Annotated in this window: 28 protein-coding genes; 19 read left to right on the top strand and 9 right to left on the bottom strand. The window is 59.9% G+C overall.

Annotated features, from left to right (window positions below):
• Window positions 1-29 precede the first annotated feature (29 nt).
• The 4 genes from AWB64_RS09985 to AWB64_RS09970 all read left to right on the top strand — a co-directional run bounded on the left by AWB64_RS09985 (window position 30) and on the right by AWB64_RS09970 (window position 2,616).
• Window positions 30-1,529, top strand: coding sequence for an ATPase domain-containing protein (locus AWB64_RS09985; protein ID WP_060818549.1), 1,500 nt, complete (start codon window positions 30-32; stop codon window positions 1,527-1,529).
• Entirely contained in the window at window positions 1,526-1,882 is a 357-nt protein-coding gene (locus AWB64_RS09980; RefSeq protein ID WP_060818548.1) for a response regulator, read from the top strand. The genes AWB64_RS09985 and AWB64_RS09980 overlap by 4 nt, the downstream gene beginning before the upstream one ends.
• A gap of 105 nt (window positions 1,883-1,987) precedes the next feature.
• Entirely contained in the window at window positions 1,988-2,242 is a 255-nt protein-coding gene (locus AWB64_RS09975; protein WP_060818547.1) for a CsbD family protein, read from the top strand.
• A 140-nt stretch (window positions 2,243-2,382) separates the two neighbouring features.
• Window positions 2,383-2,616, top strand: a complete 234-nt coding sequence (locus AWB64_RS09970) for a hypothetical protein (protein WP_060818546.1) — start codon at window positions 2,383-2,385, stop codon at window positions 2,614-2,616.
• 43 nt (window positions 2,617-2,659) lie between these two features.
• On the opposite strand, the gene AWB64_RS09965 is transcribed toward AWB64_RS09970, so the two are convergent.
• Window positions 2,660-2,926, bottom strand: a complete 267-nt coding sequence (locus tag AWB64_RS09965) for a hypothetical protein (protein WP_060818545.1) — start codon at window positions 2,924-2,926, stop codon at window positions 2,660-2,662.
• A 77-nt stretch (window positions 2,927-3,003) separates the two neighbouring features.
• On the bottom strand, window positions 3,004-4,425 hold the full coding sequence (locus AWB64_RS09960) for an AarF/UbiB family protein (protein ID WP_244164009.1): 1,422 nt from the start codon (window positions 4,423-4,425) through the stop codon (window positions 3,004-3,006).
• A gap of 1,037 nt (window positions 4,426-5,462) precedes the next feature.
• Here AWB64_RS09960 and AWB64_RS09955 point away from each other — a divergent pair.
• The 4 genes from AWB64_RS09955 (at window position 5,463) to ydiK (ending at window position 8,717) form a co-directional block, all read left to right on the top strand.
• Window positions 5,463-6,020, top strand: coding sequence for a hypothetical protein (locus tag AWB64_RS09955; protein ID WP_060818543.1), 558 nt, complete (start codon window positions 5,463-5,465; stop codon window positions 6,018-6,020).
• 226 nt (window positions 6,021-6,246) lie between these two features.
• Entirely contained in the window at window positions 6,247-6,612 is a 366-nt protein-coding gene (locus AWB64_RS09950) for a hypothetical protein (protein WP_060818542.1), read from the top strand.
• 104 nt (window positions 6,613-6,716) lie between these two features.
• The gene (locus AWB64_RS09945; protein WP_060818753.1) at window positions 6,717-7,556 is read left to right on the top strand and encodes an alpha/beta fold hydrolase; all 840 of its coding nucleotides are present in this window, start codon (window positions 6,717-6,719) and stop codon (window positions 7,554-7,556) included.
• 45 nt (window positions 7,557-7,601) lie between these two features.
• Window positions 7,602-8,717 (top strand): AI-2E family transporter YdiK, encoded by a 1,116-nt coding sequence (ydiK, locus tag AWB64_RS09940; protein WP_244164008.1) that lies wholly within the window; start codon window positions 7,602-7,604, stop codon window positions 8,715-8,717.
• On the opposite strand, the gene AWB64_RS09935 is transcribed toward ydiK, so the two are convergent.
• A complete protein-coding gene (locus AWB64_RS09935) occupies window positions 8,714-10,135 on the bottom strand; it encodes an aminotransferase-like domain-containing protein (RefSeq protein ID WP_060818541.1) in 1,422 nt (473 codons plus the stop codon). The genes ydiK and AWB64_RS09935 overlap by 4 nt on opposite strands.
• Before the next feature lie 144 nt (window positions 10,136-10,279).
• On the opposite strand from AWB64_RS09935, the gene AWB64_RS09930 reads away from it, so the two are divergent.
• From AWB64_RS09930 to AWB64_RS09905, 6 genes are all read left to right on the top strand, one after another.
• Entirely contained in the window at window positions 10,280-10,594 is a 315-nt protein-coding gene (locus AWB64_RS09930; protein WP_060818540.1) for a DUF2917 domain-containing protein, read from the top strand.
• 59 nt (window positions 10,595-10,653) lie between these two features.
• Window positions 10,654-11,883 carry a pyridoxal-phosphate-dependent aminotransferase family protein gene (locus tag AWB64_RS09925; RefSeq protein WP_208603262.1) on the top strand — a complete coding sequence of 410 codons (1,230 nt, stop codon included), beginning with the start codon at window positions 10,654-10,656 and terminating at the stop codon, window positions 11,881-11,883.
• Window positions 11,884-12,379: 496 nt separating this feature from the next.
• Complete coding sequence (locus tag AWB64_RS09920; RefSeq protein ID WP_060818539.1) at window positions 12,380-13,663, top strand: MFS transporter; 1,284 nt, start codon at window positions 12,380-12,382, stop codon at window positions 13,661-13,663.
• 70 nt (window positions 13,664-13,733) lie between these two features.
• Window positions 13,734-15,080 carry a guanine deaminase gene (gene guaD / locus AWB64_RS09915; RefSeq protein WP_060818538.1) on the top strand — a complete coding sequence of 449 codons (1,347 nt, stop codon included), beginning with the start codon at window positions 13,734-13,736 and terminating at the stop codon, window positions 15,078-15,080.
• 174 nt (window positions 15,081-15,254) lie between these two features.
• Window positions 15,255-16,268, top strand: a complete 1,014-nt coding sequence (locus AWB64_RS09910; RefSeq protein WP_060818749.1) for a porin — start codon at window positions 15,255-15,257, stop codon at window positions 16,266-16,268.
• Window positions 16,269-16,380: 112 nt separating this feature from the next.
• A complete protein-coding gene (locus AWB64_RS09905) occupies window positions 16,381-17,322 on the top strand; it encodes a LysR family transcriptional regulator (RefSeq protein WP_060818537.1) in 942 nt (313 codons plus the stop codon).
• A 13-nt stretch (window positions 17,323-17,335) separates the two neighbouring features.
• On the opposite strand, the gene AWB64_RS09900 is transcribed toward AWB64_RS09905, so the two are convergent.
• Window positions 17,336-18,280 carry a cupin domain-containing protein gene (locus AWB64_RS09900; RefSeq protein WP_060818536.1) on the bottom strand — a complete coding sequence of 315 codons (945 nt, stop codon included), beginning with the start codon at window positions 18,278-18,280 and terminating at the stop codon, window positions 17,336-17,338.
• A 134-nt stretch (window positions 18,281-18,414) separates the two neighbouring features.
• Entirely contained in the window at window positions 18,415-19,185 is a 771-nt protein-coding gene (locus tag AWB64_RS09895) for an IclR family transcriptional regulator (RefSeq protein ID WP_060818747.1), read from the bottom strand.
• Window positions 19,186-19,299: 114 nt separating this feature from the next.
• On the opposite strand from AWB64_RS09895, the gene AWB64_RS09890 reads away from it, so the two are divergent.
• The gene (locus AWB64_RS09890; RefSeq protein WP_060818535.1) at window positions 19,300-20,484 is read left to right on the top strand and encodes a fumarylacetoacetate hydrolase family protein; all 1,185 of its coding nucleotides are present in this window, start codon (window positions 19,300-19,302) and stop codon (window positions 20,482-20,484) included.
• A 31-nt stretch (window positions 20,485-20,515) separates the two neighbouring features.
• On the opposite strand, the gene AWB64_RS09885 is transcribed toward AWB64_RS09890, so the two are convergent.
• Window positions 20,516-20,893 (bottom strand): hypothetical protein, encoded by a 378-nt coding sequence (locus AWB64_RS09885; protein ID WP_060818534.1) that lies wholly within the window; start codon window positions 20,891-20,893, stop codon window positions 20,516-20,518.
• Window positions 20,894-21,048: 155 nt separating this feature from the next.
• Between AWB64_RS09885 and AWB64_RS30830 the strand changes: the two genes are divergently transcribed.
• The gene (locus AWB64_RS30830; protein WP_075643266.1) at window positions 21,049-21,258 is read left to right on the top strand and encodes an FmdB family zinc ribbon protein; all 210 of its coding nucleotides are present in this window, start codon (window positions 21,049-21,051) and stop codon (window positions 21,256-21,258) included.
• 11 nt (window positions 21,259-21,269) lie between these two features.
• On the opposite strand, the gene AWB64_RS09880 is transcribed toward AWB64_RS30830, so the two are convergent.
• The 3 genes from AWB64_RS09880 to AWB64_RS09870 form a co-directional block, all read right to left on the bottom strand.
• The gene (locus AWB64_RS09880) at window positions 21,270-21,512 is read right to left on the bottom strand and encodes a hypothetical protein (protein ID WP_060818533.1); all 243 of its coding nucleotides are present in this window, start codon (window positions 21,510-21,512) and stop codon (window positions 21,270-21,272) included.
• Between the two features lie 50 nt (window positions 21,513-21,562).
• Window positions 21,563-21,802: a hypothetical protein gene (locus AWB64_RS09875; protein WP_060818532.1), complete on the bottom strand. Its 240-nt coding sequence runs from the start codon at window positions 21,800-21,802 to the stop codon at window positions 21,563-21,565.
• A 234-nt stretch (window positions 21,803-22,036) separates the two neighbouring features.
• Complete coding sequence (locus tag AWB64_RS09870; RefSeq protein ID WP_060818531.1) at window positions 22,037-22,909, bottom strand: DUF72 domain-containing protein; 873 nt, start codon at window positions 22,907-22,909, stop codon at window positions 22,037-22,039.
• 240 nt (window positions 22,910-23,149) lie between these two features.
• On the opposite strand from AWB64_RS09870, the gene AWB64_RS09865 reads away from it, so the two are divergent.
• The 3 genes from AWB64_RS09865 (at window position 23,150) to AWB64_RS09855 (ending at window position 25,409) form a co-directional block, all read left to right on the top strand.
• The gene (locus tag AWB64_RS09865) at window positions 23,150-23,482 is read left to right on the top strand and encodes a BufA1 family periplasmic bufferin-type metallophore (RefSeq protein WP_060818530.1); all 333 of its coding nucleotides are present in this window, start codon (window positions 23,150-23,152) and stop codon (window positions 23,480-23,482) included.
• Window positions 23,483-23,544: 62 nt separating this feature from the next.
• A complete protein-coding gene (gene bufB, locus AWB64_RS09860; protein ID WP_060818529.1) occupies window positions 23,545-24,435 on the top strand; it encodes an MNIO family bufferin maturase in 891 nt (296 codons plus the stop codon).
• On the top strand, window positions 24,432-25,409 hold the full coding sequence (locus AWB64_RS09855; RefSeq protein ID WP_060818528.1) for a hypothetical protein: 978 nt from the start codon (window positions 24,432-24,434) through the stop codon (window positions 25,407-25,409). Before bufB ends, AWB64_RS09855 begins: the two co-directional genes overlap by 4 nt.
• Window positions 25,410-25,533: the final 124 nt, after the last annotated feature.

The following is a 25,533-nucleotide window of genomic DNA, read 5'->3' as shown; positions in this document are numbered from 1 at the left end:
GTTACCGGGCCAAGCCACCCGAGATATTCATGACCGATCAAGCAATCGCACCTACCCAGCCAGATTCCGATCCGAACACCGTCACCACGGGCGTGCCCGGCCTCGACGACATCCTCGGCGGCGGCCTGATCAAGGGCGGCTTGTATCTGATAGAAGGCATGGCGGGCGCGGGCAAGACCATCCTGTCGACGCAGATCGGGTTTCATCGGGTAACCGAGGGCGATACGGTGCTGTACATCACGCTGATCGCGGAATCGCATTCGAAGCTGCTGTCGCATCTGAAGGCGCTGTCGTTCTATGACGCGGACGCCATTTCGGACAAGATGTTCTTCGTTTCCGGCTATCACGAACTGATTCGCGACGGCCTCGGCGGATTCCTGGCGCTGATTGCTTCGACCATCAAGACCAACCGGCCGCGTTTCATGGTCATCGACGGCTTTCGCAGCGCGCGCGAATTCAGTTCCACCGAACTCGAGCTGTCGCAGTTCATCCACGAACTGAGCGCCTTCGTGTCGGCGGCGGGCTGCACGACGCTGATCCTCGCACCGCTGTCGGGCAACGAGCCGCATCCGGAACACACGCTGGTCGATGGCTTGGTCGAGTTGAACCGGTTCGCGACAGGCATGCGGCGCGCCCGGGAAATCGAAGTGCACAAGCTGCGCGCCCGCGATCATCTGCTGGGCCGGCATTTCTTCAAGATCACGGCCGACGGTTTGGTGACCTTCCCGCGTCTGGAAGCACGTTCGAAACTGCGCGAAGGTGCGCCTGATCTGAAATCGAAACTCGCGTTCGGATTGCCCGAGTTCGACGCCATGCTTGGCGGCGGCGTAGTCAGGGGCTCGACCACGACTCTAATCGGGCCGTCGGGTATCGGCAAAACGCTGATTTCGCTGAAGTTTCTCGAAGCGGGTCTCGCGCGTGGCGAGCGCTGCGTGTATTTCGGCTTCTACGAATCGCCCGAACGGCTGGTCGCGAAAGCGGAATCGGTCTCGATCAAGCTCGCCGACGCGGTTGCCGACGGCCGCATGATCCTCGAATGGCGTCCGGCAGTGGAACTCGCCATCGACGAACTCGCGGCCGAGCTGATTTCCGTGGTGAAGCGCACAGGCGCGTCACGGCTCGTGGTCGACGGCATCGAAGGATTCCACGACTCCGCGAACCGCATGGAGCGTTTCGGCCTGTTCCTGAACGCGCTCACACATCGTTTGCGCCAGGAAAGCGTCACCACGCTCCTGACCGAAGAATTGCCGCTGTACGGTGACGTGACGCACAGCAGTTCCATCCGTGCGTCGGCGATGACCGAGAATATCGTCCTGTTGCGGTATATCGAAACCGCTACGTCGTTGTACCGGATCGTCTCGATCGTCAAGCAGCGCGAGGCCGCCCACGATTCCTCGATCCGCCGTTTCATCATCGATGAAAACGGTTTGCATTTCACCGATGATCCTGTGGGCACGACCAGGCTGTTATCGGCGCGCGGCACGATCACGCCGGTCGTGTCATCACAGGACGCCGGCACGCGGACATGAAAAAGATCCTCGTCGTCGACGATGAATTCGACCTGCTGACCACCTGGAGGCTGGTGCTCCAGATGGAAGGCTATCAAGTCGTCACCGCGTCCAATGGCTTGCTGGCACTGGAATCCGTGCGCGCAAACCCGCCAGACCTGATCATCACGGACTGGATGATGCCGACCATGGACGGCCTTGCGCTCTGCCGCGCGCTCGCCTCCGACGATACCCTGTCGCAGATTCCCGTGGTCCTCTCCAGCGCCGCCGCGCGCATACCGGACGTCTCGCATCCCAGACTGGAGTCTCACCGCAAGCCGCTTTCCATCGACTCATTGATCGAGATCGTCACGCGCCTGATCGGTCCGGCTTGACGCTGTTTTGGTCCCGTCCTGACGCCTGGGCACGAACCCTGCTCAAATGAACGCTCCGGTACGCCGGATTCTTCAATAAACCGCTTCAACAGAACGGGAGGCACCATGGTGCAGGATCAGGTAGAAGGCGCGGCGCAAACCGTCGTTGGCAAGGTTCAGGATGCGGTAGGCGGACTGACCGGCGATGCGTCGACGCAAGCGGAAGGCAAGGCGCGTCAGGCGCTTGGCACGATTCAACGCAATTACGGCGAGACGCTCGACAACGTGCGCGAAGCGGTCATTGCACAGCCGATCAACGGCGTGCTCGTCGCCGGTGCGATCGGGTTCGTGCTGGGCGCGATCTGGGCACGGCAACGGTAATTTATTTGCCGGGTTGTCGCTGGATAAGCCGGACGCGCCTTCACGACGCGGCCGGTTTTTTTTCGAGTTGATCTTTATCTGGCCACGGATCGGGCCCGCTTGATGCTGCCTGAAAGAACAAACATCTTCGGGAGCAATTTATGGCAATCACGGCAAACCGGTTATCTGACACAGAAGTGCTGGTAGAAACAACCGTTTATACATTTTCGGACAGCACGGTCGCGGATGCTTTCATGCGCTGCGTCGGCGAGGAATCCGTCGATACGTGCAGCACGAATCACGCACCGGTCGCTACGCGTGCTGCAAACGATAGCAAGCCGGATGATCTGGCACCGGGCAGCATCATTTCGCCTTCATTGGGCGGTATGCCCTGATCGCCTGTAATCACAGCGGCCGCCTGAAAAGCGGCCGTGGACATTATTTTTCAGGTTTGTTGCTCACTTGATCAGTGGCAGGCAAATCCGATTTCCTCGAAGTACCCTTCGATACCCCTTCCGGCTCCGAACTGTGCGAACCAAAACCGCCAGTGCCGCTAGGCTCGGGCGCGTCGCCACTGCCCAGCGGCACTTCGGCCGTCTGCTTCGGATCTTGCGTCAGCTTGCGGTTATCGGGTTCACCCGGTTCTGCCTTGATGTTGCGGGACTGCGACGAACGGGAATCCGGTGGCGGCGTGGTTGTAGTCATGATTCGCTCCTGTTTGAAGTTTCAGGAGTTATCAAGCAACACCCGTTCCTCGCCTTGGCCAACGCCCGCCGCCCGGATCAGAGCGTGTGATCCGGACGCACGCCCTCGCCGCGCCGGTTTTGACGCGCCATCCAGCGCGCCAGCAGATTCGGCACGCGTGGCAACGCGTGAGGCCAGTGCACCGCCTCCTTAACCACCTGCGCCACCAACCCGTGCGAGCTGAATTGATCCAGCGCCAGGCGCACGATCACACGGCGCGCAATCCGCCAGACATCGATATCCGGTGCAATCCGCTGCGCCATTTCCTCGATACTCTGCGCCGATCGCGCCAGCAACGCCGCCCGCGATGCAATGCCGGTATGGGCATCGGCGAATGTGTGTTCAAGCGGGCCCTTGCCAAGCGCGGTAAATAGATCGGCGACAGTGCGGTGGCGGTGCGCATCGCCGGCAAAACGCTCCGCTTCCCGGCGATAGGTTGCTTCCACACGCACCGCGTGCTGGGTTTCGTGGGCGTGAGGTACGCCCTGACGCATATGTTCGCGCGCTGCCGCCTTGTGGTCGCCGCGCAGCAGTGCGTCCGATCCGGTTACCAGGAAGCTGCGCTCGTGAGCCGCAAAAAACGTCAGCGGCGAATCACCGTCGAGCACCAGCCGGCCGAACGTATCCGGTTCAATGCTGACCGCCGCGCCAGCGGCCTCCAGCCCCGCGTGATAGATGCCTTCGCCCAGCGCTATCTCGAAGAAAGCCTCGATCCACGTGGCGATCAAATCGACCGGCTCGATCCCGTGCGCGCGCAAGGCGGCGACGTCTGAAAGCGGCACGCTGCGCACGGCGCGAGTTACCAGTACGGTATCGCTGCAAAACTCCCACAGCACCTCGGGCACGACAACGCGATCGTCGCCGTTCACTTCACGCAGGCGGTAGCGGAGGAAACTTTGATCGGCGGCGCGTTGGCGCAGGTCGAGCATCGCTTCGACAACGTCGCCCAGGCGAGTGATCAGCGAACTCACGTTCTGCTCGCGCACCTCGCGGGAGAACCGTTCGGCGAGCCGCGCCGCCGCGCTGGATATATCGAGGTCCTGTGCCAGTTCCGCGCGGGTATCGGCGCGAATCAGCGTGATCCGGGCGCTGAGGGCCGGCCTCATGATTCCCGTGCCGGTCGTTAAATCCACGTTTGCATTCGGCCGCAAGGAAGCTCGATGCGTCTGCTCCGCGATACCGCACCGCTCGGGTTCCTCTTCGATCTCGATCAACGCAGCGGCGCGCCCGGGCGGCAATGCGGCGTCAAGCGCGTGCCGCAACGGCGCACCTTTTAATGGCATCTTCAATGTATTCAGTTCGGCCAGCGCAACCCGCACGGCTGTCTCCGATAACGCCGGATGCTGGGCAAGCACACCCGAGGCCATGCTCAGCACGCCCGAGAGATTTTGAAGCAGGGGCGCGCGCTGTGACAGACTGGTGGCGCCATGAGTGCGCACGCCAGCGGTGAACGAGCGCATGACGCGGTGCAGCGGCTCGGTCCGGCCAGACGCCGACGCTGTTATGCGGCTTTCACGAACGAACAAGTTGGCAAGACGCCAGATGCTTCGCAAACGGGGCGTCAAGGCGTGGTCCGATGAAGAAGCGTGTAGATGATTTCCTGCTCCTTATATTGGGTCTGACCGGTGCTTTCAGCACAAATTAGACCTCAGACCGAGACGTTGCGCAATTTGTCCTGCACGCAATCTTGTGCTTTGTCCGCCGCTAATCCGTTGCGGCCCGCCTTTGCGAAAACACAGGCCGACTTTTCACGCGACTATTGCGATACAAGAAAAGATAAACAAGCGTTCATTAGAAAGCCGTTCGATATCCCAAAATAACCATGGTCGCTTGCGAGGCGGAAAACCGGGAAATTTGGCCGAATTGTTCATCTAATCGGGCTATGAAGCGGAATTAAATAGCAATTCCGCGCGCTCTTTGCCGTTTTTTCATGCGAACCGTCGTCGAGGCATGCTCACTTGCCGTTGGTTGTGGCACAAAGTAAAAAAACGTCCAATTTCAGCGTGCAAACTAAGGTTCCGTTTCGGACATTTAGTTTCACCTCCGAAATTCTTATCCTAGAATTGGGATATCGGATGTCGCCGTTTCATAATCTCGCTTTGTCATAGTTCCAGGCGAATCTTTCTTGCGCAATTCCGTGAATAACAAACTTTTCCTTTAATTTTTCGCTGGAACCGGCAACATCATTTTCATACGGTACGCTATTTCAGAATGAATTTCAGTTTCAGATCAAAACAGTCAGTTTGTGTACATCTTTAAAATCCGGTCCGGACGGGAACAGCGTCGAACCTGCGCGCATGGTTCGAAGTATATTTAAAACAGACTGCATCGCGCACATGAAATAGATTGATTAGTCGTTTCATTTTACATAGCGGAAATTTCTTTTTTATGCAGCAGCTCGTTTCTCGTTTCTTTCTGAAAATGTCAAATCTACTCAAATTGCTATCATTCATTTTATCTTTCATCCATGCCAATAATCCAAGTGATAGAAACACATATGACGGCTTTCAGCGCGGTTCTTGCAGAATGCACTGCGCTTAAATATCGCGTTGAAACAGAACGGGAGGCAGTATCCGCAATCACCGCCGCACTCGTTGACGCCAGCGAAACCCTCGTGCTGCACGGTTGGGCAACCCCGCAAAAGATTCAGGGGCTGACTGTATCCGTGGAAGAAAATGCGCTCGACCTGAAAGCTGCGCTCGATGAAGTCGACGCGTCCATCAGCACCGCTATTGCTCCCGTAGAAGTATTCGCGCAGGCGACGGAGCGTCTGCGCAACGCCCGGAAACACGAATCGGCATCGCTTGGCCCAAGCACCGGCGAGCCTGGTTCGCCGTCGCCTGCCCTCCTGGATACGGTCGCGGCTCAGTATTCGGCATTGTGCGAAAAACTGCTTCGCAACGTCCGCGAACTGGCCACCATCGCGGCTGGCCGGCTGGACGACCTGCGGGAAAAAATCAGCTTGCTGCAGTCGTCGTTTGGTGAAATCACCATGGCCATGGCTGCTCCGGATTTTTATCGGGGAACCGCTACCCGTTTTGTCACGCATCACTAGCATCCTGCGGTACGTTTCAGTCGTTACGTAACGTGTGCCGCCTGACTCCTCTCCGTCGCGGGCGCAGCCGAATCACGGGCTGCCGGAACCCGGATATCGTGGAGTTTTGCGAGGCCTCACACGTATAGCGGAAATGGGTAATTCCGCATTGCACCGTGGCGTGCTATCGTTTTCCTGTCGGAATCGAAACTTCCGGAAAACATCAATCATCTTCGTGAGCAATGCCATGAACGATGTACGCCACAATCTCGGCCCGAACGACCGTGTGGAATTGCTCTGCTGGCTCACTTGCGGGAGCCTCGGCGCGTATTACCTCAACGGTTCCTGGCCCACCGCGGCCTTCCATGTGCAAGCTGCTCACAAATGGCTCGACAGACATCAGCGACAAGCCGAATGGCTCGCCATTGCCAAGCTGTCGGCCATTGCGGCCGACCTTGCACAGCGGCATTCGGAACTGGTCGACGCGGACTGGGCTCGCGACGCGGTCGAAGAAATCCTCGATAGCGACGACCTCAACTACCAGTCGGAGCTGGTGCTGCGTGTTCTCGACGAATGCCGGAGAGCCCTGGCCGATAAACGCCCCGCCGACTAGCTGAACACAGCGAGCCGGCTTTGATGGAGCGCCTGAGCCCACGCGAGGGCGGCCGGCGGCTGTCCTCAACCGGCGAGCAATCCACCAACCTCCCGCCGCAAATCATGGATCGTCTGGCATCGCAATCATCCCGCAGGAGCACGTCCTCCTTCGCGCAAATACCGGCGAAGAGCGGCGAGGCGCTGAAGATTGAATATAGATGGTTGAACGAGGATCGGCCGGACGCCCCGATTGCGATGTTTCTACATGAAGGTCTGGGCTCGATCGCCATGTGGAAGGACTGGCCGCAGGCGCTTTGCGACCAGCTCGGCTTTCGCGGACTGGTTTATTCGCGGCCCGGCTATGGCGCATCCACGCCGCGTGAGTCCGGTGCGAAATGGCCGGTCGATTTCCTGCACGTTCAAGCGCAGGACGTGCTGCCGGCGTTACTCGATACCCTTCGAATAGATCACGCCGAGCGCGCCCGGATGTGGATGATCGGGCACAGCGACGGCGGTTCCATTGCGCTGCTCCATGCATCAGCGTTCCCCGATTCGCTGGCTGGGGTTATCGCGATTGCGCCGCATGTGTTCGTGGAAGATCGGTCGGTGACGGCAATCGGGCAGGCGAGCGTTCAATACACGCAAGGCGATTTGCGCCAGCGGCTGTCGCGCTATCACGCCGATGTCGACTCGGCCTTCTACGGATGGAACGATATCTGGCTGAGCACGGAGTTCAGACACTGGAATATCACCCGGCTTTTATCGTCCATAAGATGCCCGCTTCTCGCAATTCAAGGCGAGGATGACGAATATGCAACGATGGCGCAGATCGACATCATTCCAGCGCATGCGCCGCACGCGAAGCTCGTGAAGTTGCCCGCTTGCGGCCACTCTCCGCACAAGCAATGTCCGGAAATGCTGGACGCCGCAATCACGGCGTTCGTTATTAAGACGGCGGCTTAAAGGCATTGAGGCACAATGCTGGCAAAACCTAGTCGGGAGTACCAAGTGAACCCACGCCAGCCAGTCGATATCGCGCGACATCTGCTCGTGATCGTGATCCTCATGGGATTGATGATCGGCAGCATCTATATTCTTCGGCCATTCATTCCGGGCCTGATCTGGGCGACGACCATCGTGGTCGCAACGTGGCCGGTCATGCTCGCGGTGCAGCGCCGCTGCGGCAATCGCCGTTGGGCGGCGACCGCGATCATGCTCATCATGCTGGTGATCGTGATCGTCCTGCCGCTCTACAAGGCGATCTCCACCCTTGCGCTGCACGGCGGCGAAATCATGGCCGCCATCAAGAGCCTGCCCAACTACGCGCTTCCGCCGCCGCCCGGCTGGATTGGCGATATCCCGCTTGCAGGCCATCGGATCGCGCAGGAATGGCAAACCTTGTCCGACTCCGGCCCAGGCGGCATTCTGGCGCGGCTCGAACCGTATGTGACCATCGCCGCGCGCTGGCTGCTCGGCCATGCCGCCATTGTCGGCGTGTTCGTGATCCACATGTTCGTGACCATCATCATTTCGGGCATTCTCTATAGCCAGGGCGACCACGCAGCCCGGTTCGTCACGCGCTTCGCCACACGGCTCGCAAACCAGCGCGGAGCCGAAGCGGTCAAGCTCGCGGGGCTCGCCATTCGCGCGGTGGCGTTGGGAATCGTTGTGACGGCTGTGGTGCAATCCACGCTGGGCGGGATTGGCCTGTGGATCGCGGGCGTGCCTGCAGCCGGCATCCTGGCTGCCGTCATGCTGATGCTGTGTCTCGCGCAGATCGGACCCTTGCTGCCCTTGCTTGGCGGCGTGGCCTATCTCTTCTGGCACGACTCGCAACTCGCCGCCATCCTGCTGCTGGTGTGGTCTGTCATGGTCGCCATGCTCGATAACTTCCTTCGGCCCATGCTGATCAAACGCGGCGTCAATCTCTCCATGCTGCTGATTCTATCCGGCGTGCTCGGCGGCATGTTCGCGTTCGGAATCGTCGGGCTGTTTATCGGGCCGGTGATTCTTGCTGTCACGTCCACCTTGCTGACGGCGTGGATCGACGAACCCGCGCCGGTGGCGCGCCTTGCCACCGACGAAGAGCGCGCCGTGACCACGGAACACGCAAGAAAGGTCTAGCGCTTTCCCCGATAACCCGCCATGTGCTCGAAGAAACGCAGCGCTCGCGGGTCGTCGGCGTGAGCCGTATTGATCCGCACCCAGGGCGACGCCTCCCCGTTCGGCCGATAGTAACTCCCTGGCGCAAGCGTGATCCCGAACTTGAGCGCCTGCTCGACCAGCACCATGGAATCGTCGACATGCGGCACGCGCGTCCAGACGAAATTGCCGCCGCTGGGTTCATCGAATACTTCCCAGCCGTGTTGCTCGAGCCGCTGCACCGCCGTCGATAACGTGTCGCGGATCCTTCGTCGCAACCGTTCCAGATACTTCCGGTAGGTCCCGCGCTCAAGCAGGGCCGCCACCACGCATTCGCTGAAACGCGAACCGCCAAGGCTGGTGAGCACTTTCACATCGACGAGATCCTTGACCAGCTCGCGCTTCGCGGCAAGATAACCAATGCGCAGCGACGACGACAACGTCTTCGATAACCCGCCGAGATAAATCACGTGATCGAGCTGATCGAGAGACGCGAGCCGTTGCGTGGGCGTTGCCTGGAAGTCGGCGTAGATATCGTCTTCCACGATGGTGAAGTCGTGCTGCTGCGCGAGTTGCAGCAACTTGAACGCCACTTGCGGCGCAACGTTGGTCGCGGTCGGGTTATGAAACACCGTATTGATGAAGAAGAGCTTCGGCTTGATGCTCTTGAGCAGATGCTCGGCGAAATCCACGTCCGGCCCGTTCGCGAGGCGCGGCACACCGACAATCTTCACCCCCTGCAGCTTGAGCAGGCCGAACAGGTTGTAATAGCCGGGATCTTCGACCAGCACGGTGTCGCCGGGCTTCAGCATGAAGCGCACGATCAGGTCGAGGCCCTGGCTCGCGCCGCTCGTGACGATGATGTTCGACACATCCGCCTCTACGCCGACTATCGCGAGGCGCATCTGGATCTGCAGGCGCAGGTTGGCGTCGCCATGCGGCATTGCGTAGTCGACGATGCTGCTCGGATCCGTGCGCATGACCTGCCGCACGGTCTGCGTGATGCCTTCCAGGTCGCGCCACGCTTCCGGCACGAAACCGCTGCTGAGTTTCAGCGTCTCGCCGGGATAGTTGAACTGCTGCAGGATCTGGTTCGATTCCTCTTCGGCTAGCCGCGGATCCGATCCGCCGCCGGCGTCCTCACCGCCCATATGGTTCGCGACAAAAAACCCAGAGCCGTGCCGGGGCACGATCATTCCCAGCGACGAAAGCCGGTCGTACGCCTCTATCACCGGGAAACGGCTGATCTGCTGGCTCGCCGCCAGCGCGCGAATCGACGGCAGTTTTGCGCCCGAGAGCAACTGACGCGTGCGGATCAGGTGCGTGATTCCCGATACGAGCTGGTCGGTCATGGGAACGCCGCTGCTTGCATTGATTGTGATGTCGGTGGCGGGATCCATGGTCTGATCTCTTGAAGTGTGCAGGGAAAATTACTGAACAGTGCGGCACAACTGTTCGTGACTGTACATTTTCAAGATTGGAGTTTAAATAAATAATGCCGTCAAGAGCCGACTCTTTGTGAGCGGCCAGGATGGGAGAACGACATGCGTGAAATCCGCACATTGGAACAGCAACCCAGCGAAGCGCCAGCGTGCTGGCTGATTGATCGGCCTCATACCCTGACTGTGTGCCGGGGAACAGTGTGGCTTACCATTGAGGGCGACACTGCGGACTGGTGGCTGCGCGCAGGCGATACACTGGAACTCGCGCCGGGATCGAAGGTCTGGATCAGCGCATCGGAATCCGGCAGCCGCTTTGTGCTGGCATCGGCGCCCGTGTTTTCGAGCACGCGCCGCTTTGCCTTGTCGCTTTACTGGATGCTGGCGCGCCTGGGCCAGCGCCGATCGCGCGCAATCTGAACGGCTGCGGGCGTCGCGGGGCGGAACACCATAACCATTCAACAAGCCGATAAAACGAAATGAACGATCGAATTCCGTCTTTTAGCGCGTCCAGTGCATTCAGCGTGGCCTGCCCTTCGGTGCTGCCGCTTTCGTCGATACTGCCTGAAGAGCCGCTCCTGATGATGGGCGCTGGCCCCGTGCCGATCCCCGACGCGGTCGCGAAAGCCAATGGCGTCGTGATCAATCATCTTGGCTCGACCATGGCGGCGGTCATCGGCCAGGTGAAGACGATGGCGCGCTATGTGTTCCAGACGGAATCGAAATGGGTGATGGGCGTGGCGGGTCCGGGATCGGGCGCGATGGAAATGGCGATCACGAATCTGGCCTGGAAGAATTCGCGCGTGCTCAGCATTTGCAATGGGTTTTTCAGCGAGCGCATGGCGGAGATGGCGCGGCGCACGGGCGCGGTCGTGGAGACGCTCAAGGTCAATGACGGCACCGCCGCCGATACCGTGAAGGTCGCCGAGGCTATCGAACGGTTCCGGCCGGAAATCGTCACCATCGTTCATGGCGAAACGTCCAATACGGTCTGGAATCGCAGCCTCGAAGCCATTGCCGGCGTGGCGCGGGCGGCGGGCGCGCTGGTCGTGGTCGACGCGGTGTGCACGCTCAGCACCATGCCGCTGCCCATGGACGCGTGGGGTATCGATGCGGTGATTACTGGCGGCCAGAAAGGGCTTTCGTCCATTCCGGGGGTGTCGCTGCTCGCATTCTCCGAAAAGGCGTGGCAGCGCATCACGGCGCGTCCCGTTCCGCCTACGCACTGGTGCTTCGATGCGTCGCTGGCGGCCAATTTCTGGCACAACGCGTCCTATCACTACACCGCGCCGGTTTCGGGCGTGCTGGCATTGCACGAAGCGTTGCGCCTCGTGTGCGCGGAGACGCTGGAACGGCGTTTTGCGCGGCATCTGCGATGTTCAACGGCGCTACAGGCGGGCGTCGAGGCCATGTCGCTCGAACTGTTCGTGCCCAAGGCAAGCCGCCTGAACTCGGTTGTCGGCATAAAGGTGCCTGAGGGCGTGACCGGCGCCGATATCTGCGCGCACATCTCGCGCAAACATCACGTGGAGATTGCGGGCTCGTTCGGCGCGCCGATTGTACGAATCGGGCAAATGGGCGAACAATGCCGCGAACATCATCTGTTCCGTACCATCCACGCGCTCGGCCGCACGATGGTCGATCTCGGCGTTCCAGTCGATCTTCCGGCCGGCGTTGCGGCGCTGGAAAGGTCGTTATCGGCGGCGTGAACCTGCCAGTTCGACTGATAATCAGTATCGATTTTACAGCCCGCTATTGCGGGCTTTTTGTCGAGCCATGAAAAATGGCATTGAACAAATATTAACTGGTTCGATATATCCAATTATTAAAACAATCGAATCCCGGCATGACGCTTCCAGTTACCCCACAATTAAAATAAACCAAGCCACTTCAACCTTTCCCGTCAACCTTAAAATTAAAAGCTTGTAGAAGCGCGGGCCAGTTGTTAAGTTAGGCGAATTCCCAACCGCTCCGTACGCAACCGCTCGAACCCGCCGCACGAGCGTGTATGCGCGCCACATGAAGCGTACCGTTCAACAAGAAGCAACGTATCGCATATTAATTCGCTCATGAAAAATCCGTAATCAATGCCGTCTTCGTGATTAATTCGCCGCCTTATCGGCGTGAAGCTCCGGAATATTCCTTGATTCATTTTCAAATTGCGATCAATCGATCGCGGAGTTGCTTTTCGCCTGGAGAAAGTCCATGAACACGGTTTCATCGAAACAAACACCGGTTGCATCTTTTCAACTTGGCGGTCCGCGCGCCTGGTGGATCTGGGCGCTGTCCGTGGCGTTCGTCATCTATCTTTTCAGTGTGCAAACAGGGTATTCGATTGTTAATCCGGAAGTGAAGAAAAGCGCGTCGCTCAGTGTGGAACAGGTCGCCACCATTGCGGCGGTCTACACATGGGTGTTCGCGATCTGCCAGTTCTTCGGAGGGGCGTTGCTCGACCGGCTCGGCGCGCACAAGGTTTTGCCCATATCGGTCGTGCTGGTGACAGCCGGCGTGTTCCTGTTCGCGAACGCGGGGAGTTATGGCACGCTGCTCGTCTCCCAGTTCGTGATGGCCGTGGGCGCGTGCACCGGCTTTGTGGGCGCGGGTTACATAGGAGGGCAGTGGTTCGGCATGGGGCGCTTTAACTTCATGTTCGGGCTGGTGCAGTTCTGCGCCTCGCTGTCTTCTGCGTTTTCGGTCAATGCGCTGCAATGGGGCTTGAGCGAGATGCCGTGGCGCGAACTGTTCAATTTTGTCGGCGCGGCAGGCATCGTGCTCTCGGTGCTAGCGTTCCTCTTCCTGAAAAATCCGACACCTGTGGAGTCGTCCGGCGCAGGAGGCCCTGTCGCATTCATTCATTCCGTGCTGGACGCCCTGCTCCAGGTCGCCAAGATTCCGCACGTCTGGATCTCGGCGCTGATCTGCTCCGCGCTATTCGGCAGCATGCTCGCAGGCGGCGTGGTCTGGACGCCCATGCTCATGCAAACGCGCGGTGCTTCCCCCGCCACGGCAGCGTTCAGTTCTTCACTGCTATGGCTTGGCCTGGCGGCTGGATGCCTTGTCATTCCCGCGCTTTCCGACAGGATCGAGCGGCGCAAGCTTCCCATCGTGATTGGCATTGCCGTGCAGCTTGCGTGCCTCGGCGCGCTGCTGTACCTGCCGTCCATATCGATTCCGCTCGCGATGGTGCTCAACTTCCTGTTCGGCTTCGCGAACGCCGCGCACATGCTCACGTTCAGCAGCGCCGCCGACGTCGTCCCGCCGCAGTTGATCGGCACATCGGCGGCGTTCGTGAACGGTCTCGCGTTCATCGCGGGCGGCATCATGATTGCGGCGCCCGGCTCGAGAGTTGTGTCCGGCGTCGCGGCGGGGTTGACCGACCATACGCTCGCTATCGCGGAATATTCGGCGGCGCCGATTACCTATTCGCTGATCGCGTCGTTCGTTCTTGCGCTGATCATGAAGGAATCGCATCCCGCCCGGCGACGCTGATTTCCTGCTGCTGACTGCCTCCTTCCACACGAAGCCGGCTTCACGGCCGGCACACTTCCAGGAACTCGACATGACTGCATTCAAAGCCTTGCGCGCTGACGTGGTGACCTTCAGCGGCGACCCGTTTCTCCAGTCGCCCGAGCAATGCCTCGTCCATATTCCCGACGCAATCGTCGTCATCGACCAGGGCCGGATCACCGATGTCGGACCGGCCGCCGAAGTCGCGGCGCGCTTGCCGGCGGGAACGCAGGTCCAGCACTATCCGGACGCGATCATCTCGGCCGGGTTTATCGATACACACATCCACTATCCGCAGACCGAGATGATCGGCGCGTATGGCGAGCAGCTTCTTGAATGGCTCAACACGTACACGTTCGTCGCCGAGCAGAATTTCGCCGATAAAAACCACGCCGACATGATTGCCAAGGTGTTCCTGCGCGAACTGCTGCGCTCGGGCACGACGACAGCGGCCGTCTATTGCACGGTGCATCCCGGCTCGGTGGACGCGTTCTTCGAGGAGTCGTCGCGGTTCAACACGCGCATGGTCGCGGGCAAGGTGCTGATGGATCGAAACGCGCCTGCGGCATTGCTCGACACCGCCGAGCTTGCCTATTCCATGAGCTCGGACCTGATCGCGAAGTGGCACAAGCGCGGGCGCCAGTTGTACTGCATCACGCCGCGCTTCGCGCCCACGAGCACCGACGCCCAGCTCGACGTCTGTGGCACCCTGCTCAAGGAAACGCCCGATGCCTACGTGCAGACGCATTTGTGCGAGAACGTCGATGAAATCGCGTGGGTCATGGATTTGTTCCCGCAGCGCAAGAGCTATCTCGATGTCTACGCGCACGCGGGCATCGTGGGGCCGCGCTCCATCTATGGGCACGGCATTCACCTCACGGAAGACGATCTCTGTACCTGTCACCAGACCGGCGCGGCGCTCGCGCATTGTCCGACATCGAATTTCTTCCTTGGCAGCGGCCTGTTCCGTCTCTTCGACGCCAAGAATCCGAAGCGTCCGGTGCGCGTCGGGCTCGGCACCGACGTGGGCGCGGGTACGAGCTTCTCGCAACTGCAATCGCTCAACGAGGCCTACAAGGTCGCGCAGATGAACCAGACCAAGCTCAACGCGATCCAGGCGTTTTATCTCGCCACGCGCGGCGGGGCGGAAGCGCTTTATCTGCAGGACAGGATCGGCACTGTCGCGACGGGATACGAGGCCGATCTCGTGATCCTCGACCGCAAGGCGACGCCGTTGATGTCGTTCCGCTCGGGCTATTGCAAGGACATCGTGGAACAGCTTTTCGTGCTGATGACACTCGGCGACGACCGCGCGATCAAGGCCACGTATGTTGCCGGGGAACAGGTCTACGAACGCAGTGCCTCGGGCGATGGCTTCCGTTATCCGCTCGCGGCCTGATTTCTGGCGCTGCTTTATTGCTTTCACGCAGGCTCGAACGACCGATCCCCACCGCGCGGTGCGTTCCGCGTTCGTTCGCCTGCACTTTCCTGTTCGGGGGAATGCGTGAAGAACACCCGTTTTTATTTTGCATCGAAGGGCGCAAAGGCGCTTTTATCCGTGCTGGCGACCGGCATGTTATGCAGCGGCGAGGCCAGTGCGCAATCGAGCGTGCAGCTCTACGGGCAAGTGGACGCCTGGGTCGGAGCGCAGAAGTTTCCTGGCAGCGAGCGCGCCTGGACGCTGGGCGGCGGCGGCATGTCCACGTCGTATTGGGGCTTGAAGGGCGCAGAGGATCTTGGCGGCGGATACAAGGCGATCTTCGCGCTCGAAGACTTCTTCCGTCCGCAGAACGGCGCCTACGGCCGCTTCGATGGCGACTCGTTCTTCTCGCGCGACGCGTACGTGGGCATCCAGTCGCCCTACGGAACGGTGACCGCGGGGCGGCTCACCACGTCGCTCTTCGTCTCGACCATTCTTTTCAATCCCTTCGCCGATTCATACACGTTCTCGCCGATGGTCTACCACGTGTTCCTCGGCCTCGGCACGTTTCCGGCCTATACGACAGACCAGGGCGTGGTGGGCGATTCGGGCTGGGACAACGCAATCTCGTACGCGACTCCGGACTACCACGGCCTGAGTGGCTCAGCGATGTACGCCTTTGGCAACAAGGCCGGCGAGGCGGGCCAGCATAAGGTGAGCGGGCAGTTCCTGTATTTCAGCGGACCGTTCGCGGCAACCGGCGTCTATCAATATGTCAATTTCAACACCCAGCCCGCCGACCTGAGTTCGCTGGTTTCCGGCATGCAGAGCCAGGCCGTGGCGCAACTCGGCGCGTCCTACGACCTTCGCGTGGTCAAGCTTTTCGGCCAGTACATGTACACCGACAACACGGTGCGCACCGGCAACTTTCATATCAACACGGCACAAGGCGGCGTGACGGTTCCGCTTGGCCCAGGGACCGTGATGGCCTCCTACGCGTACTCGCGCGACGCGGGCGGACTCGATCAGACCCGGCAAACCTGGGCGCTCGGTTACGACTATCCCTTGTCCAAGCGCACCGACCTCTACGCCGCCTACATGAACGACCGTATCACCGGCCAATCGACGGGCGACACCTTCGGCGCGGGCGTGCGGGCCAAGTTCTGACGCACGCTGGGCCACGTGGGAGAGTTGCGAGCGCGGTTGTAAGGTCCAGAACAGGTTTTTGCTTTAGTCTTGGCGTTTCCCAGAAAAACGCTCCAGGCAAAAGCAGGAATCCATGGATTACTTCGCAGCGGTACGCGCGTTCGTCCACGCAGCCGAACGGGAAAGCTTCAGCAAGACGGCGCTCGAATTGGGCGTCAAGACGTCGACCGTATCGCGCTATGTGAGCGAGCTGGAAAAGGATCTCGGCATCGCTCTCTTCAATCGATCCACACGCGGGCTCGTGCTCACGGAGGGCGGCCGCGTGTTCCGCGAACATGCGCTCATCGCGTTGCAGGCGCTCGACGACGCCCGTGAACTCACGTCGTCGCTGAACCAGACGCCGCAGGGCGCGCTGCGCATCACCCTGCCCGTGGCGTTCGGGCATAGGCATGTGGTGCCGCATCTGCCGTCGTTCATGCAGCGTTATCCGGAAATTGGCGTGGATCTCGTCGTGACAGATGAAACGCTCAATATGATCGAAGGTGGTATCGATGTCGCGGTGCGGATAGGCGCCCTGCCCGATTCGCTGCTGATGGCGCGGCGGCTGGCGCCACACAGGCGGATTGTCTGCGCAAGCCCGGCGTATTTCGAGCGCCACGGTACACCCTCGCAACCCGGCGATATCGCGCATCACGAATCGCTGCGTCTCGCGCTGCAACCCGACGACAAATGGTTTTTCACGCGGCGTGCGAACCCCCTTGCTGCACCGGAGCAAGCGCTTGTGGAACTGAAAGGGCGCTTTCGCGGCGACGATTCCGATGCCGTGCTGCAACTGGCGCTTGCTGGTTGCGGTCTTGCGCTGCTGCCTACATGGCTTGCCGCAACGGCGTTGCGCGATGGACGTCTGATACCCGCACTCGGCGATTGGGAGGCGCGCACGGGACGCGCCGAGCCGGCAATCTGGGCGGTGTATCCGCCGAAGAAAATCGTGTCGTCCAAGGTGCGGGCGTTCGTCGATTTCCTCGCCGAAGTGATCGGCGAGCCGCCGTACTGGGACGACGGACTCGCCCTGTGACATACCTATGCTTTTAGCGCGCGAAGCGGATGTCGAGCGTGCGCAAGTAGGTCTGCAACCCGGCGTCCTGGATCGGAATCACATAAGCATCGCCATCCGATTCGTTGAAGTGCGCGTGCCAGTACCCTGGCGGCGTGACGAACGCCATGCCCGGTTCCCAATCGACGCGCGTCGGGTTTGCAATCTTGCCGTTCTCATCCAGTTCCGTGCCAACGAGCGTGTAGCAACCCGGCTCGCAGCCGGCAATGAAGTCGAGTGCAATCGACTGATGCCGATGCGGCTTTTGCTCCGACTTTGGCGTGACGACGCCGAACATCGCCCAAAGCGTATGGGTAACCGTTCGCGTCTGCGGGAAATGAACGTTGCCAAGCAGCACGCTGATGCGGTTGCGCCGGCTGGCGTTCGCGTCGTCCCTCACCTTGCGCAATTCGGCCTGCGCCCGCGCCGCCGGATAAAGCGTCGCGGCGAACCGCGGCTTCACAGAACTCACGCCAAGATAGGTCAGCAACGGTGCATCGTTCACGTAGTAGAACGTGGCGGTGGTATCGGCGCGGAGATTGGCGGCCTCGCCCCCGGGCAGCGTAAAAAAATCGCCCGCCGCGAACGGGAAATTCGTTTCGCCCTGGGTCACATTGCCCGCGCCGCTGATCACATAACAAACCTGCGAGGTTGCGATGGGCGCGAATTCGAGTTGATCGCCTGCGTTGATGCGCACGAAATTTGCGCTGAGGCCGGGACCGGTCGCGGGACTCGGGCACTTCAGTTCCGCCGACAAATCCAGCGGCACGATACGCGTCGCACCATCCGTATAGAGCGACGGCGAAAAGTTGCGGAACGGGACGCGCGAAATGAGCTTTGCGCCAATCGGATTCGCCGACGACGTGTACTCGAAGTACTGCGCGTCATCGGTAGCCGACGATGCTTCGGCAAGCGCGGCGGGGGAGGTTTTGTTCAGCATGATGAGCTCCTTTCGAGTGGATGTTCATGGGGTAACGCCACTTTAGGGAGTGGATGGCGGGCGCAGAAGCGCCCTGCATCGAAATCACCTTTGCAGAAAAAGGGGTATCGCGGGTGCAGTCGTTCCAGAACCGCTCAGGCTTGCGCGCAATTCGCGCCGATCTGCTGCGCCATACGCGCGATCGCGATGCAAATGCGTTTCTCGCGGCGCGCGTCCATGCGGCCCGTGGGCACGCTGGTGCTCACCGCAAGCCGCTTGCCGTGCGGCGTCTCTCCAACGTACGCCGCGAAGCATGTCAGCCCGGCTGCCGCTTCCTCGCATTCGCTCGCGAGCCCCGTTTCCCTCACGCGTTCCAGTTCCCGCAGCAAGGCTGCGCGCCGCGTGATGGTGCGCGGCGTTGCTGCCGCGAGCCGGTCGGGCAACAACTGGAGCAAGTGTTCGTCGGGGAGCGTTGCGAGCAAAGCCTTGCCAAGCGCGCAGGAATGGGCCGGCAGCCGGGACCCCAGATCCGATACCAGCCGCACCGCCCGGCGTGAATCCTCGCGGGCGATGTACACCACGTCCCGGCCATCGAGCGTCGCGAGTTGAACGACTTCGTTGTGCGTTGCGACGAACGCCGCCGCCTGCGCCCGGAACGCCGCCTGAAAACCATCGTCACGAACAAAGGCGCTGCCCAGTTCGAACAGCTTCACGCCGATGATGTACCCGTCGCCCCGTTTTTCGATCCAGAACTGACGTTCAAGCGAGTCCAGCAACAGATACAACGTGCTGCGCGATAAACCCGTCGCCTCGTGCAACGCCGACGCACGCACGGGCGTGCGCGCGTTGGCGAGCACTTCGAGCACGTCGTTGGCGCGCCGCAAGGCGGGCACTTCGTAGGGGCGTTCCGCGGTGCCGTTTTTCATCTGATCCACTTTTATTGTGTCCAACAGGTTGGAATTATCTGCAACATAATGGACAACCCGAAATCCCGATAATACGATCAAGGCCCTGATTTCCACTAGCCCGGACCCAATTTCATGGCCTCGTTTTCCCCTTCCGCATGCCTTCCCGATGACCTCGACCGCGCCGTGCTTATCGGCCGCGTATGGCGCCCCGCGCCCGTCAACGGGCCATCCGTGGTCTGTATTCGCGGCGGCCAGGTCATCGACATTACGCATATCGCGCCGACCACAGCCGATCTGTTCGAACGCGCCGATGCGCTCGAAATCGCGCGCTACGGCGAAGGCGAATCGCTGGGAACGGTCGAGGATCTCGTGCGCGCCAGCTTCGATCCGGCATCGGCTGGGCTTAAGCTGCTCGCGCCCTGCGACGTGCAAGCCATCAAGGCGTGCGGCGTGACCTTCGCGGTCAGCCTCCTTGAGCGCGTGATCGAAGAACAGGCTGGCGGCGACGCCAGCAAGGCAAAGGAAGTGCGCGAGACGATCAACACGCTGATTGGCGCCGATCTTTCGAAGATCGTGCCGGGCTCGGAAAGCGCCGCGAAGCTGAAGGCGGAACTTGAACGGCGCGGCGCGTGGTCGCAATACATGGAAGTGGGCATTGGCCCGGATGCCGAGGTATTCTCCAAATCGCAACCGATGTCGTCTGTTGGCCTGGGCGCGGATATCGGGCTATATCGCACGTCGATGTGGAACAATCCGGAGCCCGAGATCGTTCTGGCTGTGAACAGTAGCGGAAAAATTGTCGGCGCTACCTTGGGCAACGACGTCAACCTGCGCGACATCGAAGGCCGCAGCGCGCTCTTGCTCGGCAAGGCGAAGGACAACAACGGATCATGCGCGATCGGACCGTTCATTCGCCTCTTCGACGGCCAGTTCACGCTCGATTCGGTCCGTCAGGCCAGCGTGTCATTAAGAATAGAAGGCGCCGACGACGGCTTTACGCTCGACGGCGTCAGCCACATGAGCGAGATCAGCCGCGACCCCGCCGATCTGGTCCAGCAGACATTAGGTGCGCATCATCAGTATCCCGACGGTTTGATGCTGTTCCTCGGCACCATGTTCTCGCCAATCAAGGACCGCGATACCCCCGGCGGCGGTTTCACGCATCACATGGGCGACGCCGTGACCATCTCTGCCCCGGCGCTCGGCGCACTGGTGAACACCGTGCGCCGTTCGGAAGAGATCACGCCATGGACCTTCGGCGTGCGCGCGCTATACGCAAATCTGGCGGCGCGCGGTATTTCGTTTGGCAAGAAATAAAAGCGTCAAAACGCACACACCGATCCGCGTTCTATTCCTTAGGACGCGGATTCTTTTCGATGGTCGAGGGCAACGCCGCCTCCGTCGCGGTCTGGGGCCTTGGGCTGTTGGCTGAATCGCCCTCGGACGAAGCCGGGCCTTTCGCCTCGTCCTGAGCGTAATCATTTTTTTCCATGGGCATTGGCCGGCGCTTGGCCGCGTCCGTCTCTGCTTCTGCTTCTGCTTCGGCGGTATCGAGTCTCGGATCGGGTTCTTGCAGCGGCGCGTCAGGCGAACGCGCACCTTGCCGGGCGTCACCGCCGGTCGCGGCAGCACCCGGCAGATTGCCGATAGAACCGCCGCCGCTTGCGCCCGATCCGGCGTCGCCCAACGGCTTGCCGCTGCTCTTCTCGCGTTCTGTCTGGGTCATGATGCATTCCTGTCTGTTGGCAATAGTCATACAGATAGCAACTCACATTCCACTACTGCAACGCCGGTTGTATTACTTCCCGATATTCGCTGGAGACGCTACCCTAACCGTCTAAAGCACATGTCCACCGCAAACGCTGTAATGCCCTTGAAACCATGCCAGTTTATGACTATGAATGCCCTGAATGCGGCCACTTCGAAACCGCGCGCCGTATCGCCGAACGCAATGACGCCGTCCCTTGCCCTCGGTGCGGATTGACGGCGCAGCGGGTTGTAGTGGGCGCGCCCTCGCTGTCAGGCGAAGCTGCTGAGGCTGCCGGAGGATACGGAATGCGGCACATGGGCGGATGCGCGTGCTGCCGATAAAACCGCGAACGTCATCGTCTTTTTAGCATCGCAGCGGGACGGGCTGTATCGAGTTGCGTGTCGCACCATATCTCGGCCCATACGCGTGCGTAATTGATGGCTTGCAACGATGTCGGGAATAGTTTCAACGTGCCTGATTCAAATGGCTCGTCACGCTCATTCGATACACGCCGGACCGACGCGCTGCCAGCGAAACCGGCGCCACCAAGCGAGGCAGCACACTCGATGTTGAATCCGCGATATTCGAATTCCATGCACCCTCCGTTTCTCCGGTCGCGTTCATGGACCGCGCCGCTGAACAGCTTCAGGACGTGCGCAATAGGGACGCATTGAATGGCGAGCGCGGCATGGGTTGTCCATCGACGAAAGCCGTCGCGCAGCGAACCGCAAAGGCATAAGCACAGTCGTAGTTGGCGAATTCGCCGAGATCTCCGAGCGAGGTCGCTTCGCCGTCCTCCTCCAGTAATGAAACCCGCGCGATATACGTATGACCACGCCGGGTCACCGAGGGCTGAATCGCAGCCCCGCGATGGTAAAGAATCATCGAGCGCTCCTGCAGTCAAGGCAATGTCTTGCAATACAGATTAACGTCACATTTCTCACGCAAGAACCTGGCCGTTATTCGCTAAGCTCGTGCTTAATAAAAATCAGCGCAATCACGCCTTTTTAGCACATCCATTTTGCTTTCTTCAACGGTCCACCGGTTTGATTTAGGATGCTCACATTCAATGGCTTTCGTACATGCCGAAAACACCGCTTCCACTTCATTCTCCCTAAATCACCGACCGTCGAGGCGCATCATCAAGTGTTGAGCGTCGAATGGCGCCCGCACTTTTTGGTCGTTATCGAAATAACAGAAGACATCGCGGCTTTTTCTCGTGCGGGCCCGGGCAGCAGAAAAGAGTTTGGCGTCGGCAGGCTCCTTACCGTTGGACCAATCGCGAATGCGGCTCGCCCAATGATCGAGAGCCGCGTCGGTGTATGAGCCGCCGTATAGTGTTTCGGTGCCGTGAAGGCGCATGTAAATGAAGTCGGCCGTAAGATCTTCGGCATACGGCCAACCTGCCACAGAGTCGGAAACGACGAGCGCGACACCATGCTTGCGCAATGTCTTTATAAAGTCAGGACTTTCGAAACCAGGATGCCTGACTTCGATTGCATGGCGAAGCTTGCGGTGCCGGCGAACATCGAACCATGGTTCCTTGACTCTTGCGTCATGTTGTCCCGCAAGCGCGGCAGCTTCACGCGTGTCACGCGGCAGCATGTTTAGAAAACGATCAAGACGCTCGGGGTCAAAAGAATAATTGGGAGGAAATTGCCAAAGAAACGGTCCGAGCTTTTCTTCAAGGGCAAGCACACCTGACGCGAAAAAGTTCGCCATGGCGGGGCGCGCCGAATCATCGCGAAAACGGAGCATGTGGGTAAGGTATCGCGGTCCCTTTACGCTAAACACGAAATGCGCAGGCGTTGCCGCATGCCAGGTTTTATAACTGGCCAGGGTTTGCAACGAATAATGCGAGCCATTTATTTCGATGGTCTCCACAATGCGCGAAGCGAATTCCAACTCGCGCGCCTGCTTCAGATCCTTCGGATAGAACACGCCGCGCCACCCCGCATAGCGCCAACCAGAAATCCCGATTCTCGTAGCCATCGAATCTCGCTTTTTGTCGTGATGTTCATGTCTTCAAGTTACGAGCCGCCAATCCTCTTCTTTAATTCAAGCCGTGTCCGCTTCGAATCACGGGGTCACACGCGTTGAAACGCAATTCCGTACCAAATGGCACAAGACCGTGCAATCTTCCGTTGACTCCGGTTCCGTATGCTGACGGTGCATCTCGTAGGCACGAACATTAGCTTAATCGCTGCTCTCTTTTAACGTTGGAGAAATCGTATGGCCGATTACAAAACCACCACCCTTGTCGCCGGCGCGTTCGCCGCCGCTCTCGCCGCACTGACGGCTACCCCTGCCAATGCACAGGAATTTACCGCGGCACAAAAGAAGATTCAGGCGGAGCACACCGCGCTCGTCAAGTCAGGCAAGGTCGAACCGTGTTTTGGCACGGCGCTGAAAGGGCAAAACGATTGCTATGCGGGTGCAGGCACCACTTGCGCCGGAACGAGCACGGCTGATTATCAGGGCAACGCATTCAAGCTGGTGCCCAAAGGAACCTGCACGACCATCTCTACCCCGAGTGGACCCGGAAGCCTGTCTCCCAAGGTCTAATCTATCAACGGCCGGGCATCGTCAAGCCCGGCCCCGCAGTTCAACTCGCGAAACGGTTGGCCATGTCAGAGTCACTATCCCTGGACGCCCGACGGAGCCTGCCTCGCCACGCCGGGGTAGGGCTTAAACCCGAGCATTACCGCACGATCCTCGAGTCGCGGCCGGACATCGGCTTCTTCGAGGTTCATGCTGAAAATTATATGGGCGCAGGCGGGCCGCCACATCGGTTCTTGTCGGCCATTTGCGAATCCTATCCGCTCTCCATTCACGGTGTCGGCCTGTCGATTGGCGCGGACCGGCCTCTGGATCCAGATCATCTCGAACGGCTGAAGTTGCTCATCGCTCGCTATACACCAAAGCTGTTTTCCGAACACCTTGCCTGGTCCAGCCATGATTGTGGCTTTCTCAACGACCTGCTGCCGGTTCCATATACCGAAGAAAGCCTGGCGCGTGTCGTGGACCACATCGATCAGGTGCAAGATGTCCTCGGCCGGCAGATGTTGCTGGAAAATCCGTCTACCTATCTGGCTTTCGAGGAAAGTACGTACTCGGAGACCGACTTCATTGCTGCTGTCGCACAGCGCACCGGATGTGGCCTTTTGCTAGACATCAATAACCTATACGTTGCATCGATCAACCAGCAGTGGGACCCCTTTTCATATATCGATGAATACCCGCTCGCGGCCGTGCAAGAGATCCACCTGGCCGGCCACACAGAGGAGGCGGACGAAAAAAACCGTCCGTTGCTTATCGATACGCACGACCGCCACGTCGCTGGCATCGTATGGGATCTCTTCGCATACGCGATCCGCAGGACTGGCCCAATTCCTACATTGATTGAATGGGATTCGAACATACCCGGCTGGCAAACCCTCAGGGCAGAAGCAGAGCGCGCCAATACCGTCATTGAGGCAGCCACGCACCACTATCTGACAGAGGCACAGACAACATGATCAAGCGGCACGTCATGGTTTATTACGCGTGGAGCCGGCCAGCGGAGAACGGCGCGCCTCTCCATGTGATCGAAGATCGATTTCCGGCACTCTTTGAAAGCCGCAGGATGGGTTTTCCGAGATTCCACGAATTCTCAAACGTGCGTCAGTTCGACCAGAGCATTGCGGGTTTCCTCGACCACATCATGAAGCGCAACTTCACCGACTTCGTAGAACTGGCGAAGGCGCTGACCGGGCAGAGCGTCACGGAGATCGAGCGTGTCACGGACGACGAGACGCTCACGCCGCTCGATGCGAATCTTCTCAGCAGCATCGATACGCTGATCGTCATCAGTTTCGACTCGCTCAGGACGGCTCAAACAGCGGGAAGCCCGGAAATCGAAGCGCTTCGCACGTTCCTTGGACACCCGGATCATCTTGCCTTCATCTGTCCGCACCACGACATTGGCGATGTAACGGACCTCCCGGAAAACGATCAGTTGCAACGTCAGATCGCGGAATTCGAGCATCACGGCGACAAGACCATTCCGCCACGGCAACGATTCGGCGGTTTTGCGCGTTCGCTGCTCGCGGGCCTCGGCGTACCGGTGGAAAACCGCTTTGGACTGAGACCAGCGCCCGAAGCAGACGGAACGCCGGCACCGATCGAACGCGATACAACACTGGATCGATTAGGTATCCTCCAGAACGTCAGTACTTTCAATCTGCATCCCCATCTGCCGCAACTCGAGCGGCTAGGCGAAACTGTCGACAAGCTCGACGTCCTTGCCCGCCAGCGAATCGATCCCACCGCCCCACAGCACCCCTTTACACGTGAGCGCGCAACATTCGACGCGCTCCTGCAATCGCGAGCGGACACGTTCGCCGGCAGCTTGCTCGTCAGCGATACCACGCTCTGGAGTTCAACGGCCGGTGGTGTCGACAGTCTTCGCGAACTCTGGACGAATGTCCTTCAGCGCCCGCTTCGATCGTGAGCGCGCAATGACACGCCAGGAATCATCTCGACTGTGCGCCAGAACGTCGGATGGCAACGGTAGCCGCACGGGGCCGAACCGTGGCTGCTTGCGCGAACGCCAGAGGCACTTCGCTGCGGCGCTG

It is taken from the genome of Caballeronia sordidicola, from assembly GCF_001544455.2.
In the GTDB taxonomy this organism is placed as follows: Bacteria; Pseudomonadota; Gammaproteobacteria; order Burkholderiales; family Burkholderiaceae; genus Caballeronia; species Caballeronia sordidicola.
This window is presented reverse-complemented; position numbering and strand designations above follow the sequence as displayed.

What these genes read in the sequence shown, in the direction of transcription:
- AWB64_RS09985 (WP_060818549.1), top strand. Translation starts at nt 30, where the DNA reads ATGACCGATCAAGCAATCGCACCTACCCAGCCAGATTCCGATCCGAAC.
- AWB64_RS09980 (WP_060818548.1), top strand. Translation starts at nt 1,526, where the DNA reads ATGAAAAAGATCCTCGTCGTCGACGATGAATTCGACCTGCTGACCACC.
- AWB64_RS09975 (WP_060818547.1), top strand. Translation starts at nt 1,988, where the DNA reads ATGGTGCAGGATCAGGTAGAAGGCGCGGCGCAAACCGTCGTTGGCAAG.
- AWB64_RS09970 (WP_060818546.1), top strand. Translation starts at nt 2,383, where the DNA reads ATGGCAATCACGGCAAACCGGTTATCTGACACAGAAGTGCTGGTAGAA.
- AWB64_RS09965 (WP_060818545.1), bottom strand. Translation starts at nt 2,926, where the DNA reads ATGACTACAACCACGCCGCCACCGGATTCCCGTTCGTCGCAGTCCCGC.
- AWB64_RS09960 (WP_244164009.1), bottom strand. Translation starts at nt 4,425, where the DNA reads ATGCGCTCGTTCACCGCTGGCGTGCGCACTCATGGCGCCACCAGTCTG.
- AWB64_RS09955 (WP_060818543.1), top strand. Translation starts at nt 5,463, where the DNA reads ATGACGGCTTTCAGCGCGGTTCTTGCAGAATGCACTGCGCTTAAATAT.
- AWB64_RS09950 (WP_060818542.1), top strand. Translation starts at nt 6,247, where the DNA reads ATGAACGATGTACGCCACAATCTCGGCCCGAACGACCGTGTGGAATTG.
- AWB64_RS09945 (WP_060818753.1), top strand. Translation starts at nt 6,717, where the DNA reads ATGGATCGTCTGGCATCGCAATCATCCCGCAGGAGCACGTCCTCCTTC.
- AWB64_RS09935 (WP_060818541.1), bottom strand. Translation starts at nt 10,135, where the DNA reads ATGGATCCCGCCACCGACATCACAATCAATGCAAGCAGCGGCGTTCCC.
- AWB64_RS09930 (WP_060818540.1), top strand. Translation starts at nt 10,280, where the DNA reads ATGCGTGAAATCCGCACATTGGAACAGCAACCCAGCGAAGCGCCAGCG.
- AWB64_RS09925 (WP_208603262.1), top strand. Translation starts at nt 10,654, where the DNA reads ATGAACGATCGAATTCCGTCTTTTAGCGCGTCCAGTGCATTCAGCGTG.
- AWB64_RS09920 (WP_060818539.1), top strand. Translation starts at nt 12,380, where the DNA reads ATGAACACGGTTTCATCGAAACAAACACCGGTTGCATCTTTTCAACTT.
- guaD (WP_060818538.1), top strand. Translation starts at nt 13,734, where the DNA reads ATGACTGCATTCAAAGCCTTGCGCGCTGACGTGGTGACCTTCAGCGGC.
- AWB64_RS09910 (WP_060818749.1), top strand. Translation starts at nt 15,255, where the DNA reads ATGTTATGCAGCGGCGAGGCCAGTGCGCAATCGAGCGTGCAGCTCTAC.
- AWB64_RS09905 (WP_060818537.1), top strand. Translation starts at nt 16,381, where the DNA reads ATGGATTACTTCGCAGCGGTACGCGCGTTCGTCCACGCAGCCGAACGG.
- AWB64_RS09900 (WP_060818536.1), bottom strand. Translation starts at nt 18,280, where the DNA reads ATGCTGAACAAAACCTCCCCCGCCGCGCTTGCCGAAGCATCGTCGGCT.
- AWB64_RS09895 (WP_060818747.1), bottom strand. Translation starts at nt 19,185, where the DNA reads ATGAAAAACGGCACCGCGGAACGCCCCTACGAAGTGCCCGCCTTGCGG.
- AWB64_RS09890 (WP_060818535.1), top strand. Translation starts at nt 19,300, where the DNA reads ATGGCCTCGTTTTCCCCTTCCGCATGCCTTCCCGATGACCTCGACCGC.
- AWB64_RS09885 (WP_060818534.1), bottom strand. Translation starts at nt 20,893, where the DNA reads ATGACCCAGACAGAACGCGAGAAGAGCAGCGGCAAGCCGTTGGGCGAC.
- AWB64_RS30830 (WP_075643266.1), top strand. Translation starts at nt 21,049, where the DNA reads ATGCCAGTTTATGACTATGAATGCCCTGAATGCGGCCACTTCGAAACC.
- AWB64_RS09880 (WP_060818533.1), bottom strand. Translation starts at nt 21,512, where the DNA reads ATGGAATTCGAATATCGCGGATTCAACATCGAGTGTGCTGCCTCGCTT.
- AWB64_RS09875 (WP_060818532.1), bottom strand. Translation starts at nt 21,802, where the DNA reads ATGATTCTTTACCATCGCGGGGCTGCGATTCAGCCCTCGGTGACCCGG.
- AWB64_RS09870 (WP_060818531.1), bottom strand. Translation starts at nt 22,909, where the DNA reads ATGGCTACGAGAATCGGGATTTCTGGTTGGCGCTATGCGGGGTGGCGC.
- AWB64_RS09865 (WP_060818530.1), top strand. Translation starts at nt 23,150, where the DNA reads ATGGCCGATTACAAAACCACCACCCTTGTCGCCGGCGCGTTCGCCGCC.
- bufB (WP_060818529.1), top strand. Translation starts at nt 23,545, where the DNA reads ATGTCAGAGTCACTATCCCTGGACGCCCGACGGAGCCTGCCTCGCCAC.
- AWB64_RS09855 (WP_060818528.1), top strand. Translation starts at nt 24,432, where the DNA reads ATGATCAAGCGGCACGTCATGGTTTATTACGCGTGGAGCCGGCCAGCG.